At 45.7% G+C, this 14367-nt stretch carries 9 protein-coding genes; 1 reads left to right on the top strand and 8 read right to left on the bottom strand.

Annotated elements, in window-relative coordinates:
* Window positions 1-9: 9 nt before the first annotated feature.
* The 8 genes from CEF13_RS07925 to CEF13_RS07890 form a co-directional block, all read right to left on the bottom strand.
* Entirely contained in the window at window positions 10-1653 is a 1644-nt protein-coding gene (locus tag CEF13_RS07925; protein ID WP_102710187.1) for a response regulator transcription factor, read from the bottom strand.
* Window positions 1650-3461 (bottom strand): cache domain-containing sensor histidine kinase, encoded by a 1812-nt coding sequence (locus CEF13_RS07920; protein WP_102710186.1) that lies wholly within the window; start codon window positions 3459-3461, stop codon window positions 1650-1652. The genes CEF13_RS07925 and CEF13_RS07920 overlap by 4 nt, the downstream gene beginning before the upstream one ends.
* Before the next feature lie 33 nt (window positions 3462-3494).
* Window positions 3495-4811 carry an extracellular solute-binding protein gene (locus CEF13_RS07915; protein WP_102710185.1) on the bottom strand — a complete coding sequence of 439 codons (1317 nt, stop codon included), beginning with the start codon at window positions 4809-4811 and terminating at the stop codon, window positions 3495-3497.
* Between the two features lie 192 nt (window positions 4812-5003).
* Window positions 5004-5195 (bottom strand): hypothetical protein, encoded by a 192-nt coding sequence (locus CEF13_RS07910; RefSeq protein WP_102710184.1) that lies wholly within the window; start codon window positions 5193-5195, stop codon window positions 5004-5006.
* 9 nt (window positions 5196-5204) lie between these two features.
* Window positions 5205-8108 (bottom strand): DEAD/DEAH box helicase, encoded by a 2904-nt coding sequence (locus CEF13_RS07905; RefSeq protein ID WP_102710183.1) that lies wholly within the window; start codon window positions 8106-8108, stop codon window positions 5205-5207.
* Window positions 8105-9724: an SWIM zinc finger family protein gene (locus CEF13_RS07900; RefSeq protein WP_102710182.1), complete on the bottom strand. Its 1620-nt coding sequence runs from the start codon at window positions 9722-9724 to the stop codon at window positions 8105-8107. The genes CEF13_RS07905 and CEF13_RS07900 overlap by 4 nt, the downstream gene beginning before the upstream one ends.
* Before the next feature lie 159 nt (window positions 9725-9883).
* The gene (locus CEF13_RS07895) at window positions 9884-11638 is read right to left on the bottom strand and encodes a sensor histidine kinase (protein ID WP_243864513.1); all 1755 of its coding nucleotides are present in this window, start codon (window positions 11636-11638) and stop codon (window positions 9884-9886) included.
* Window positions 11639-11759: 121 nt separating this feature from the next.
* On the bottom strand, window positions 11760-12434 hold the full coding sequence (locus CEF13_RS07890) for a tetratricopeptide repeat protein (protein WP_102710181.1): 675 nt from the start codon (window positions 12432-12434) through the stop codon (window positions 11760-11762).
* A 269-nt stretch (window positions 12435-12703) separates the two neighbouring features.
* Here CEF13_RS07890 and CEF13_RS07885 point away from each other — a divergent pair, with 269 nt between their 5' ends.
* On the top strand, window positions 12704-14302 hold the full coding sequence (locus CEF13_RS07885) for a catalase (RefSeq protein WP_102710180.1): 1599 nt from the start codon (window positions 12704-12706) through the stop codon (window positions 14300-14302).
* The last annotated feature ends 65 nt before the right edge of the window (window positions 14303-14367 follow it).

The following is a 14367-nucleotide window of genomic DNA, read 5'->3' as shown; positions in this document are numbered from 1 at the left end:
CATTCCCATTTATTGAGTCGGTTCAATTAGATCCTCGTCATGGTGCAAGTCGTCTTGCAATCTGCTGCGGTAGTCGGTTGGGTTCTCTCCCGTATATTTCATGAATACCTTCGTGAAATAACGCCGCTCCGCATACCCGACTTCCTTCGCGATTTGTGCCACGCTCTTCGGCGTGTCAGCAAGCAACGCCTTTGCCCGCTCCATTCGCTGCCGAGTTACATATTCAATAAACGTTTCCCCAAACGTTTGCTTGAACAATAGGCTGAAATAGGATGTGCTTAGGCCCACATGAGTTGCCGTCTCCTCTACGCTAAGATCACGGTAAAGGCTGCGATCCAGAAATGACTTTGCCTCGGTCATGGAGTACTCGGACTGCTTCTTCTTATCTGACGATTTCTCCGATACGGTATTCGTAACTTCGCGAATAACCGATAACAAATCCTTGACTCCAAATCGACGATCTAATCTGCGCCATAGCATATCCTCTTGCTCGCGAGAGAAAACGCCCATTTCCTTCATCTCTCGCATAAGATGCAGAACGAAGAAATGCAGCAATGGCTTGACTCGGTCAATCGATGGCTCATTCAATCGCTGCAATAGCAGCGTAATGCTCTGAAGCTCACTATCCACGCCGACCGTATCCCCGCGCTTGACCGCCCCTATAATCTTCTCCGCTGTGTCCCAGAATGCTTGATCCGCGATCGATGATTGCTGCTGATCAGAAGGATAAATGGCGATAATGTCATGAACAGGCGTTAGCTGCATTCCTTGCTGCACAGACCTGTAGGCTAATGATAAATCAGCAACAGCTGCAAACTTATGATAAATACCCGCAAATAAGGATAGCTTGACGTGGTTTTTGATTGTGGCTAGCAGTATATCTGCCCAGCCTCTAATAATCGCAATATCGAAAGCGGCTGTCTTCTCTGTTTCAATAAGCACACACCATTCGCCATCGCGAATTTGAATAACCGCATGATGCAGCCCGTTTTGCCGCAGCTGCTCACGCAGCACGTTGCAAACAGCGAAGTTCCACAGCTTTCTTTCCTTATCCGACCAGTCTCGCCAATCCTTCGTTTTCTCTGAGCTTACGTCCAAATCAAGCACAATCAATACGAATTGCTGACGCTTGAGCTGCTGCTCATCTCCCGTTAGAAGCCAGTTGTCTGCCGTAACATCGGTATAGTCCATAATAATGTCGTACAAAATCTTCTCACTAGCCAGATCAATCATCCGGCCCAGCTTCTGTTTCTCCTGATGCAGCTGCTTCTGCTTGCTTCGCTGGCTGGACATGACCCTTGCAATAACACCCGTTAATTCATCATAAGGTATCGGCTTCAGTACATAATCATTAACCCCGAATTGAATCGCTGTTCGCGTATAAGTAAAATCCTGATAGCCAGACAGCATAATAATATCGCAAGGAATCGCTTTATCACGAATATGCCGCACAAGCTCCAAGCCGTCCATGACCGGCATCCGAATATCACAAAGCAATAAATCAAACGTTTGCTGCTCCATAAGCTCCAATGCTTCAACACCATTTTTCGCTGTGCCTCCAACGGTCAATCCGAGCATTTCCCAGGGAATAACTTTTTCTAAATTTCGTGTAATATGCGCCTCATCGTCAATTAGAAGCACTTTACCTGTCATAGCTGATCACCTCTGCTCTTCGGAATGACGCAGCGTATAACCGTTCCGCTGCCCTCTTCACTGCAAATCCACAAACCGAAGGACGGGCCATAATGAATCCGCAGCCGGTCTGCAACATTGCGCAGTCCAAGTCCCCTTCTTTCACCAATCTCCGCAGTATTAGACGGCTTGCTCGAAGGATATGAGTTAGCCGCTAACTTCGTTAATACGCCTGTACTCATGCCTCTTCCGTTGTCGCTCACCATAATGACGATTTGGTGGGCCTGCACGCATACGTCCAGCGAGATAATTCCTTGTCCATCCTCATATCCTTCAAAACCATGCTGAATGCTGTTCTCAACAAGCGGCTGCAGCGTAAGCTTTAAGATTGAATAATCCAGCGCTTCTGTAGAAACATTCAATTCATAGGTGAACAGCTCCTCGAAACGGTACTTTTGAATTTCCAAATAGCTGCGGACATGCTCAATTTCTTGATTGATTCCTATTTCTTCGGAATGATGCATGCTTGTGCGAAGCAGATTGCTTAATCTGCGCACCATAAGCATAATTTTCGCGCCTTCATTTTGCGCCGCAAGGGCATTAATCGATTCCAGCGTATTAAATAGAAAATGAGGCTTGATTTGAGCCTGCATCAGCATCATCTCCGCATGCTGCTTGCGGGCTTGCTCTCTCCGAACCTCGCTAAGCAAGCTCCCTATTCGCTCCACCATGCTATTGAAGCTTTTTGCGAGCAGCACTGTTTCATCCTTGCCCTGTGCCGTTATTCGAATGTCGAGCATGCCTTGCTCAACCAATTTCATTTTCCTTACGACTTTGATGATCGATTTCGCTACCCGATTTACGAAGAAAACATTGAACAGTACCGCAGACAGTAAGCCAAGCACCGTAATCATGCCAATCCACTGTACAAATCGCACATTCTCATTCGTAAGCGAATTCCACGGCTTAACCGAAATAAGCGTCCACTCATTACGATCCAATTGATAGGACGAAACTAGACTGTCAACGCCCTCAAACTCAACCCTTGAGCTGACATAATTATTCGTCAGTTGCGGCAGTGAATTGGTTTGCTCATTAATGTTATGGCCGTCAAATTCATTCTTGCTGTCCAGCATAATAAGGCCCGATTTATTAACGATAAGATACCTTGTTTCTACAGCATCGGCTTGCGGGTTTTGAAAGGCTTTGAGCATGCTTGAAATCTCTTCTGTTTTATACTGTGTAATCATCACGCCAAGATCATTAAAAGTTTCCATATCCTTTACGACGCGCATTTGCGTAAATAAAGGCGGATCAACGCCTGTAAGCTCACGCTGCTCATAGGGGCCAATCCAGAGCGGCCTGCCGCCAAGCTTCATAACCTCTTTGTAGAGGGAATTCTGCTCCAGCATAACGAAGGAAATAGGTTTAAAGGTGATGGGATCATTGCGGAACGCGCGAAACATTGTCCCATCCTTCGCATAAAGTACCACAAAGCTGACGGCCGGATGCTGAAACAAAATACGCTTCATTTCTTTCTCAGCCTGGTTAATGGCAATGAGTGCACTGGCATCATCTGTCGTATGCTTACTGTATTTAAGCGTGTCCTGGACCTCCGAGCTTGTGAGATTGCCGTCGGAGAGCTGATCCAGCTCACGGAAGAAATAACGGATATTCCCGCCTACTGCTCTGAGTGAAATTTCAGTTTGCTCGCTATATTTTTTCTCGAGAAGTGTCTCTGAATGCAGGAAAGAGAATATGCCGAGACCAATCATCGGAATGATAATTAGAAATATAAAGGCAAGCATCAATTTCGGTCTCAAGTTCATCTAGCAGACTCCTTTTCTCTTATCCTGTCGAAATTACTTAGCTGCGTTTGCTCTTTCCTGCGATGCCTGAATTTTCTCTGCCGCTTGTTCCGGCGTGCTTACTTTTCCGATAAGCTCTTGGATGCTAACGTTGATGTCCGCTCCTACAGCTGGTTGAACGATAGCATCATACGCTTTCCAATAACTGGAGGCATTCGCCATTACCGTTAATATTTCAGTAGTCAGCGGATCTACGCCTGACAAGTCGCTGAGCCTCATGGATGGAAGCGTTTTATCTTCTACCAATGTACGCTTTTGGACCTGTTCCGTATAGAAATTAGCAATAAATCTTTTGACTGCAGCCACTTGATCATCATTCAGGTTGGCGGAGAAGCCAAAGCCGTTGGAATACGAAGCGTTGATGGATGTTTGATCGCCAGCGCCTCCTTCAATAGAAGGAAACGCAAAGTAGCCGATTTGTCCCCTCAGATCGCCCGCTTCATCGCCGGAGAAACGGTTGGCATCCCAGGTTCCCGTAAATACCATTGCCGCTTTGCCGCGAAGCAGCTGTGAACCTTGGTCAGCGTTAGGAAGCCCCAGAGCGCCCTTCGTGAAATAATCTTTGTTAACAAGCTCAACGTAGGAAGTAAAGCCTTTTATGAAGTTTTTATCCGTCCATTTCGTTTCGCCCGATACGACTTTATTTAACGCTTCAATTCCAACATGACGCTCCATAATCGTATTCCATAACATGCCGGTAATCCAGCCATCCTTGGCAGCCAAGCCGAACGGCGTGTAGCCCGCATCTTTGATTTTCTCAGAAATCTCAAGCAATTTTTCCCAAGTCGTTGGCACTTCCAAGCCTAGTTCCGAGAACATTTTCTTGTTGTAGAAAACAGCCTCACTATAGCCTGCGAATGGAAGCCCATACACTTTACCGTCAATTGTAAACTCATCCAAGCTGGTGAACTTGTTTTTCAGGCCAAGCTCTTCAATGATAGGCGTCAAGTCCAGCATGCGGTTAGCTTTCACATAAAGAGCAAGATCAGCTCCTCCGAACACTTCAAATATGTCTGGAGGGTTACCTGCTGCCATCTCAGCTTTCAGCTTCTGATCGCGATTAACGATCTCGTCAATGCCTTCAAGCTGGAAGGTCAGCCCTTTATATTCCTCTTGTGTTTTCTCAACAACATCCTCTAAAATTTTCAAACGGGTTTTGCTTGTTTCCTTAATTTGCGTATGGCGGAGAGATAACGTGATGTTCTTGGAGTCGGTAGGTTTATTCGTATCTGTAGGATCAACTCCACAGGCTGATATGACCAGCATAACGGATAACAAAAGAGGTGAAATGAGTAAAAAGCTTCTTTGCATGGAGAGACCTCCTTGTTTATGTTGTTGCTCTTTACGCCTCTCTCCTTTATTATAGTTTGTTTCATTCGTGGGGGAGGAGGTCCAAAATACGATGAGTTAGGGATACAATTCTCTTATTTTTCAAAAGAGGCTAGAACCTTAAAACCCGCCGGGCTGCGATTCCCGACGGGCTTTGTCATCCAGTCTTACGTGTTAGTCACGCATTTCCTTCGTTATTTGTTTAATAATCTCATAAAACCGCCGCCATTCTGGATTAGCTTCGGCTAACTGGCGATTTTGTGATAGTGAATTCTCTTCTGTATACGAAGCTTTATCAGCATCATTCACTTTAGGGGTTCCCAGCTGTAATCTTTCCTGCTTCGCGCGCAGACTGTCGTCTGACATTTATATCCCTCATCCCTTCAGCCAGCTTTTCCGTAATGCAAAAAGCTCCCGTAGATCCTCGGTAGACATTTCGGTAATCCATTGCTCCGACTGACCGACAACCTGATCATTCAAAGACTGCTTCCGATCAATCATTTCATCAATTTTCTCTTCTAACGTACCGAGCGTAATAAACTTGTGCACCTGTACTTTCTTCGTTTGCCCGATGCGGAAAGCCCGGTCCGTCGCTTGATTCTCAACAGCCGGATTCCACCAGCGGTCAAAGTGAAACACATGGTTAGCAGCTGTCAGATTAAGTCCAGTTCCTCCAGCCTTCAGCGATAAAACAAATGCGCAGCAAGGCTGCTCCGTATCTTGGAACCGTTCTATCATCTCATCCCGCTTCACTTTAGGCACCCCGCCATGTAAATAAGGCACAGGCAACCCTAGCCTCTCCTCAAGCAGCTGCTGAAGCTGATGTCCCATATCAATATATTGGGTGAAAATAAGACAGCGCTCGCCCTCAGCCGCAATCTCTTCGCACATTTCTAATAAGCGCGCAACCTTGTTGGAACGATCGATATCCCATAATGCAGGTTTGTCTTCTTTCGCCAGCAATGACGGATGATCGCATAGCTGCTTCAGCTTCGTCAATGCAGCAAGAATTAGACCCCTTCTCTGCATCGGACCCAGCTTATCGAGATTTTCCAGCAAATCAGCGACTAAATTCTCATACATAGCTCCTTGTTCTGCTGTTAGCGTCATATAAGTTTTGGATTCATTCTTATCCGGCAGCGAGAGTTGAATGGATGGGTCCTTCTTAATACGCCGCAGCATAAATGGTTTAACCCAGCGCTGAAGGCCTGCAATCAACTTCTCATCGCGCGTTCGCTCAATCGGTGTTACGATCTCTTTACGGAACTCGTTCATATTGCCTAAATAACCGGGATTGATGAAATCATAGATGGACCATAGCTCAGTTAGGCGGTTCTCCATCGGCGTTCCTGTGAGCGCGATACGATGCTGCGCAGGAAAACGGCGAATGGCAATAGATTGCTTCGTATACACATTTTTAATATTTTGCGCTTCATCCAAACAAAGAGCATCCCATTCAATCTGGCATAATTCCTCTTCATCCAGCTGTGCGATTGAATACGACGTAATAACTAAATCAGCCGACTGAACTGAATTCTGAAGCATTTCTCCTTTTTCCCGCTTATTTCCATAATGCAATAAGATGCGAAGTGAAGGCGCAAAGCGTTCCAGCTCCTTCTCCCAGTTCCCAATAACAGAAGTTGGGCAAATGAGGAGGGATGGTCCGCTATCCTTAGGCATTCTTTCCTTCACATAGATGAGATAGGCCATGAACTGAATGGTTTTACCAAGACCCATATCATCAGCCAAAACTCCACCTAATCCGAATCTCCTCAGAAATAATAGCCATGATACACCCTCATGCTGATAGGGACGCAAATCACCGAGAAATTTATCCGGCACCTCAACTAACGGGATTTGTGAAACATGCTGAAGCTGTTCCAGCCATGCCGTCAAATGCTCATTAAGCTCGACTTCGGCTTCTAAATTCGATTCCAGCTCACTATATTCTTCAAGCGGAGCACCGCCGCGCAGATGCATTTCCAGCACATCGCGGAAAGACAAGCCCTTGCGCTTGCCCATTCGTTTCAACCACTGCTTAATTTGAGTAACGTCCTGCGGATCCAAATGGACCCATTCACCGCCTATATGGAATAAACGGCGATTCTGTTCAGCTAGATGGAGAAACTCGGCTTCAGACAAATCAACGTCGCCTAGCGCAAGCTTCCAATCAAATTGCACAATCTGGTCCAGCCCGAACATCGGCTGTGCAGCTGATCCCACAGACGATTTCATCTTTGCCTTTAAACGGAGCTTGCGCGAGCGCACCGCTTCCCACCAGCCAGGAAGCAATACCGGACAGCCAGCTTCAAGCAAGCGAACGCTTGCTGTCTCCAGAAACTCCCACGCTTCGTTATCCGAAAGCTGCTCTCGAAGCTTCCCTTCTTCCGCATGGTCCACCCATTCGGGAAGAGCAGTTATCCACTTCTCTTGCTCTTTAGCCAGCTTGGCATCCAAATAAGGATACCATTCTGTGTTAATGGATCGCTCATCGTCGATAGCCGACTCCCATATATTATGCCATTCATTATGTTGAATGGGCAGCCACGGGCCGCCTGCGCGATCCTGCAGCGCCGGACGCAGAATCCAGCTATGCGATTCATTCGGCTCTACGAGCTGAAGCGCTACTCTAAAGGGCAGCGTATCCTTGCGCAAACCGATTGCAATCATCCAATCGTCCTCATCAGATGATTTCCTTCGTAGCACTGCCTCTCCCGTTACGGCCTCAACCTCACGCCATGCCTGCGCTGCTTGCTCATTTTCTGCAATCATTTGCTCAATTGCGCCGCTCAGCCACTGCTGTATCCCAGTATCGCCATTTGAAAGCGCGGCTGCAACTGTCTGATCCCACAGCTCCTTCATTTCTGATTCTTGCTCGGGGAAAGCGGCTTTCCAGCTTCGGCGTTCATCAGTCCATCGCCCCCAATCAGGCGTAAACCAACCATTTACCAATATCATTCTTATTTGCTTTGCCATTTGCATCAGGGTGCCTAACCGATCCGTCCATTCCAATTGAAGCAGCCGCACTTGCATCGGCAATGATAGGTAATCAACCGCGAGCATAGGAGGCACTTTCAGCAGCTTTCGCTCTCCTAAGCTGATTTCTTCAATGTCAGCGCCGTACCAGGATGCTTTATGCCATGCAAACAAAAGTGAGCGCAGCCTTCCGTCTGCTGCATCCTTCCGATCGACCGCGCTTAACAGAATGGAAGTACCAGCTTCATCTTCATTCCAGAATCCGTCTATCACTAATTTGCGCGTGCCAATGTAGGTTTTCATGTTACAATTTTCCCTTTCCACAGCTCTTCCTGAAAAGCTCTAAGACGCTGATGTTTACGCACTAATCCTGCTATATAATTGTCCCATCTCGAAACATCCTTGTCTGCTTTGTATAGCCGCTCCAGCTTCTTAAGCTGCTTGACAGCCATTCGGTATCCTTGTCGATTACGTGTCTGAATCCAAGCTTCTACGGCTTGATGGTAGATCGGCATCAAAACGCGCGGCGCCTGCTTCGCGATATCTCGGAGCGCATGAGCGCCAACATCCTCTGGCTTAGAGCCAATAAGCAGCTGAAGATCAGCCCATTCCTCATAACGCTTCTGATTCAGCCAATGCTCGGATAATTCCGTATAGGAATGCGGCAGCAACTGCGTCATATATTCGGTCCAGATCGTCATATCCGGACGATCCTGATCGGCTCTACGGCATAGGGTAACGAAAGCACCCACTGTTCGGCTATTTTTCACTTTATATACACGCTCGAACAAAAAACTCATCCAATGCTGTACGAGCTCCCATTTCCCTTCCTCGATGCGCTCTGCCGCGCACGGATACATGACCTTCTGCGATTTCTCAAAGCTGGTTTGCGCAAAGTGCTCTATCGAAAGCTCATCTCTATTATCGAAAAAGTACATGCTCCCGATGGCGCTATGCAGAAAATCTTTATTAACATCCTCCTGCAGCTCGCTGCTATTGACGAGCTCTAGCATAGAGGCAAGCTCACGCTTATACCATAGTTGATTTTCTGAAAGCTTCTCGCTCAGCACTAAATAAATATGATCCCAATCAAACAGCTGCTGCTCCATACTTGATGCGCGTTTCTTCACATGCGCAACTAACGCATCTGCCCATAATTCCTCTTCTTCCTCCATCGATTCCGGTGTAAGCTCTGAGACAAGTGTATTCAAATGCTCTACCCAAGGCTCTGCCATGCGAAGGAAGGACATTTCATGATAATATCGACTGAATGAATCTACAGTCGTAATGGCGTGCTCCGCTTGCTCTAATACAAAAACAATGGCGGTTGACCAGTGCAAGCGCTGCAAGCTCTTATCCCAATCCTTAGACAAGCCTTTGAGCGAGGATAAAACAGGCTGCAGAGCATGAAGCGAATGTCGGCACTTACGCCAAGTATCGCCATGCACGGACTCCATCCATTCCAACCACTGCAAAGCAGTGCCGCCCAGACCTGGGTCGCGCGGTACTTCAAGGGCGACGGGTGCAGTTATGGCTATGGACTGCTCGGCCTTGACCTTAACATAGCTGCTTGCTGCTGAGAGTCCCAGCAATCGGAAATATGAGCGCTCAGCCAGCGTATGGCCGCCCTCCTGCTGACTGCAATATTGGAAATAAACAGCAGCCATATGCTTGCAAAACCCATTATATGGACAAGTGCATGAGCTGTATCGTAAATGTCCTGCGTCAAGGATTACCGCATATAAATCTTCTCCTTGCACGACGCCATAAAGATTATCATGGCTTCCAGCATTCGCACTATTAACATGGCCTTCGACATAATAATGCCAGCCGCGTTTAACAATTGTACTCGCGACATGATCGTTTAGCTGCTGTTCGAGTGCAGCTTGCAGCTTTTCATTAAGGCGCATTGCAGACATCACCCGCTTCCTTTCCGTTCACTTGCATTCTTTCCATTATATCAAGCGCGAAGAGCCGAAGCCATCCTTTGGCCGTAAAAGCTCTCCTCACTACGGTATGGAGAAAGAAAAAAGCCTCATATTGACGAGTATATATCCGTCATAAGAGGCCCGATTCGTTTATATCGGTATTTTCACTATAAATGTTAATTTCCCAGCTGGCTCTGCCGTGACAAAAACATCTCCTTTGTACTGCTTGGCGATGGTCTTTACGATGGAGAGGCCTAGTCCTTGATGGTCCTGCTGTTTAGTGGAATAGCCAGCGTCAAACAGCGGCTTGACTACTGCTTCATCCGCATTCTCGCATGTGTTGCTAATCGTAAATTCAAGATAATCTGCCGACTGCTTCCCAACAAGCGTTACATGACGCCGGTCTTCTGGATATCTAAGCACCTCGTCAAAAGCGTTGTCGATCAGATTGCCTAGCATTCGATTGACATCTAGCGTCTTGACTCCCATCTCTTGCATATTTAATCCTGTAAAAGAGCAGCTGAATTTGATTTTATAGCTTTCCGCCTGAGAAATTTTAGAACGCACAAGCGCTGCAATTGCAGGATTTCCGATATTAATAATATCGTTCATCAAACGTATGTCGCCCGTTAATTCTTTCGTATAAGCGACAAGCTCCTTCGATTTCTCCAGCTCCGCGAGTGAATGAATCGTCTGTACATGATTTAAGAAATCATGCCGCTGCGCTCGAATCGATTGGAAAAGCTGATTAATTTCTTCAACATACGTTTCTTGGGTTACGCGAACTACCTTGTCTCGCGACTGTCTGTAGTAGCGCATCGCCATAAAAGCTATTAATAAGCTGAGGCCGGTCAGAGCAATAATGATGATTCCTAAATTTAGAAACTGTGAGTCCAGCTTTTCCTGAATGACATGATAATCGGAAGTTAACATCAGCACATAGCTATTCATCGGCTGGCCGTCTTTGTCGGTAATATTAATCCCATTTTCAATAGCAAACACAGGAATATACATTTTGAAAATGTCTTTTCCGTCTATCTTTTCCTTCAGTGTTACGGTTTTTTTCGTTAAATAGGCTTGCCGCACTAAATCTGTATCCTGCTCAGACTTTATCGTATAAGCGCCATAAAATATCGGGTCCTGCACTTTATGGCCTTGAACCTGACCTTCTGGATTAATCGTATTAATTCCATCTGGAAATGTTTCGGGATTAATAAAGGCGATCTCCAGCAAAGAGTCGCTGCTTTGAATTGAATTTTCGATCATATGATGAACGCCGGTTGCATTCTCATATTGCTCTTGTCTCGAATAATCAACGTATGGATCAATAATATAATTCGTTGCGCCGTCGTAGTAATAGCCCCATTTATTTATTTTGTGAACATCGGTCGATGAGACCTCGAATGGTCCACTCCAGAAACTCGGCAGTGTTTGTCCAAGCCATTTAACAGATACATTTTTTTCATAAAACAGCTGATTAAATACTTCATACCACGGCTTCCACGTCTTCGTGCTTTTATTTAATTGTCCTTCATCAGAGGATTTGTATAATACAATGTCATCCGGAAATTTCTTGAGAAGCGTGATGTGGCTAATGCCCAGCTTATCGCGAAGCTCCATCAACTGCTCATTCGTAACTTTCTCAATATCCGGGTCAAGCGCGTATTGCACTGCGATTGATGCTGCCCTAAGCTCCCGTCCAATTTGATCTTGAAACTGCTCCGAGCCAAGTCGTGATTGCTCCAGTGAAACTTCGAGTCGCTTCGCATGATTATGCAAATCTTCATTGAAGGAATCTTCCATCGTTTTTTTGGTAAGAAAATAATAGAATGTGTTATTTAATAATACTAAAACGACGATAACACTAATCGCCATAAGCCAAATATTGCGTTGCATCTCGCGCATCTTGCCCTTCTCTCTAATATAAACTTCATTATGTAGCATTATGTTAAAAAGGACAATACTGCTTACAATAACAAATAATAACAATAATTTTCTATTTTACTAGTCGATTCGATGAAAAGCGTTACCTGAACATCTTTTTCCAGAGCAAACGAACCGCCCATTTCCGCTCCTGCCGTTTCTTGTAGCGAGGAAGCATCCGATATATTTGCAAACCTTCCTCCGCCGCTCGCTTCGCTTCCTCTTCTTGACCCATCCCCTTATAAATAGATGACATGCGGTCATAAGCCTCGCAAGAGGAAGATTGAATCTCCTGGAATGCACGTATGTAAGCGAGTGCTTGTTCCGTTTGATCCTTAGAATAATAGGCAGCCAGCCTCAGATAAGGGGCACCGTATTTAACTCGCGGATTGAGCTTTAGAGCATGAACCATGCTTGCTATGCCGCGCTCAACTTTGCCTGAGAATAAGCTGCTGGTCCCCAAGTCATCCCAATACTCAGCTGAATCCTCCAGTGTTTGCTGCAGCGGCTCCAACAAATTGGCTGCTTCGCTGTATTTCTTTCTTTCTATTAAAAGCCGTGCAAGCTCATGCTTGGCTGACACATCATTTGGCGATAGATTAATATGCTGCTTCAATTTTTTTATTCTGGATGATCTTTTAATTGGTTTGAACAGACTAGGCATCAGCCCTACAAAACGGCGGTCCAATATATAAAAAAGGACCAAAAGTACAATGATTGCAATAAACGGATTTCCAAACAGCCATGCTAATAATATAAAAAGACCGAATTTCAGCATCTTATCCTCCTAAAGGTTTACGAAGTAAACCTACTTCGAAAGCATACACTAAGGTTTACGTAGTAAACCTACCTCGTAAGCGTAGAAAACCACCTTCGCAAAACCGTGAGCAGCCCATATAAATGTAGTCCTATCATACCATATTCCCAACTAATAATGAGCAGTTCTATCTAATTAACAACATTTAATTATTAGAATAATGAAGAGAGAAATGAATAATACTACTTAATTGTAAGGAAATATAATGAAAATTGGAGGCTTCCAGCATCATGACATCGAAAGAAAATTCAAAAGATACGAAAAACGATTCAACAAACCAAACTTTGACAAACAGGCAAGGCCATCCCATAACCGATAATCAAAACATTCGAACAATCGGCAATAGAGGCCCATCAACCTTGGAAAATTACCATTTTATCGAGAAAATCACGCATTTTGACCGAGAGCGCGTACCAGAACGCGTCGTTCATGCACGGGGCGCTGGTGCACACGGTTATTTCGAGGCATATGGCAAATTAGGAAACGAACCGATCTCTAAATATACAAGAGCCAAGCTCTTTCAAGAGGCTGGCAAGCAAACGCCAGTATTTGTCCGTTTCTCCAGCGTAATCCATGGCGGTCATTCGCCTGAAACCCTTCGTGATCCGCGCGGCTTCGCGACAAAATTTTATACGGAGGATGGCAATTGGGATCTGGTAGGCAATAATCTAAAAATTTTTTTTATTCGTGATGCTATTAAGTTTCCCGATATGGTTCACGCCTTTAAGCCTGACCCTGTTACTCATGTGCAAAGCATGGAGCGTTTCTTCGACTTCGTATCGTTATCGCCGGAATCTACACATATGATCACATTTCTCTTCTCGCCATGGGGCATTCCTGCAAATTATCGCCAAATGCAGGGCTCAGGCGTTAATACATACAAATGGGTTAACGCTGAAGGCAAAGCCGTGCTCGTTAAATATCACTGGGAGCCGCTCCAAGGCATTCGCAACCTAACTCAGGATGAAGCCGAGCAAATCCAAGGAAAAAACTTTAATCATGCCACGCAGGATTTATACGAAGCGATTGAACGAGGCGAGTATCCAGAATGGGAGCTGCAGGTGCAGTGGATGAGCGATGACGAGCATAAAGAGCTTGACTTCGATCCGCTTGACGATACGAAGCTCTGGGACACGGATCAGTTTCCGATGCTGCCTGTCGGCCGTATGATATTGAATAGAAATCCTGAGAACTATTTCGCAGAGGTGGAGCAAGCTGCTTTCGGTACTGGTGTCCTTGTGGATGGATTGGATTTCTCTGATGATAAAATGCTGCAAGGGCGCACCTTCTCCTATTCTGATACGCAGCGGCATCGTGTTGGCACCAACTATCTGCAATTACCGATAAATGCACCTAAGAAGCCCGTTGCTACGAATCAGCGGGATGGCCAAATGGCTTTCTACATTGATATTGCAGAAGGAGAAAATCCCCACGTCAATTATGAGCCTTCATCGTTAGGAGGACTAAAGGAAGCTGCGCCCTCAGGTGTGGCATATGAGCCTTATTATGCTGACAAGCTAGTCAGAGAGCCCATTGATCGGACTAATAACTTCAAGCAAGCTGGAGATACGTATCGCAAGTTTGAGAAGTGGGAGCAAGACGAGCTAATTAAAAACTTGGTTGATGCGCTTAGCACATGCAATAGCACAATCCGTAATTTGATGATTAAGAATCTAACCGAAGCAGACGAGGATTACGGCAAACGCGTAGCCGAGGGTCTTAAACAGGCTGAACTGCACGATAAAGAAAACAAGCATATCGGCACACATCCCGCTAACGAAGGCATGGAAATATCATCCGAGCTTGGACAATCGACGGATGGGTATTAACTAAGAGCGCAAGAAATAACGGTGCAAGATCATTCTTGCTCCGTTATTTGCTGTTTAGCCAATTA

Source organism: Paenibacillus castaneae (genome assembly GCF_002884445.1).
GTDB classification, from domain to species: domain Bacteria; phylum Bacillota; class Bacilli; order Paenibacillales; family Paenibacillaceae; genus Pristimantibacillus; species Pristimantibacillus castaneae.
Note: the sequence above shows the minus strand (reverse complement) of the source record. Positions and strands in the feature narration are given on the sequence as shown.

What these genes read in the sequence shown, in the direction of transcription:
- CEF13_RS07925 (WP_102710187.1), bottom strand. Translation starts at nt 1,653, where the DNA reads ATGACAGGTAAAGTGCTTCTAATTGACGATGAGGCGCATATTACACGA.
- CEF13_RS07920 (WP_102710186.1), bottom strand. Translation starts at nt 3,461, where the DNA reads ATGAACTTGAGACCGAAATTGATGCTTGCCTTTATATTTCTAATTATC.
- CEF13_RS07915 (WP_102710185.1), bottom strand. Translation starts at nt 4,811, where the DNA reads ATGCAAAGAAGCTTTTTACTCATTTCACCTCTTTTGTTATCCGTTATG.
- CEF13_RS07910 (WP_102710184.1), bottom strand. Translation starts at nt 5,195, where the DNA reads ATGTCAGACGACAGTCTGCGCGCGAAGCAGGAAAGATTACAGCTGGGA.
- CEF13_RS07905 (WP_102710183.1), bottom strand. Translation starts at nt 8,108, where the DNA reads ATGAAAACCTACATTGGCACGCGCAAATTAGTGATAGACGGATTCTGG.
- CEF13_RS07900 (WP_102710182.1), bottom strand. Translation starts at nt 9,724, where the DNA reads ATGTCTGCAATGCGCCTTAATGAAAAGCTGCAAGCTGCACTCGAACAG.
- CEF13_RS07895 (WP_243864513.1), bottom strand. Translation starts at nt 11,638, where the DNA reads ATGCGCGAGATGCAACGCAATATTTGGCTTATGGCGATTAGTGTTATC.
- CEF13_RS07890 (WP_102710181.1), bottom strand. Translation starts at nt 12,434, where the DNA reads ATGCTGAAATTCGGTCTTTTTATATTATTAGCATGGCTGTTTGGAAAT.
- CEF13_RS07885 (WP_102710180.1), top strand. Translation starts at nt 12,704, where the DNA reads ATGACATCGAAAGAAAATTCAAAAGATACGAAAAACGATTCAACAAAC.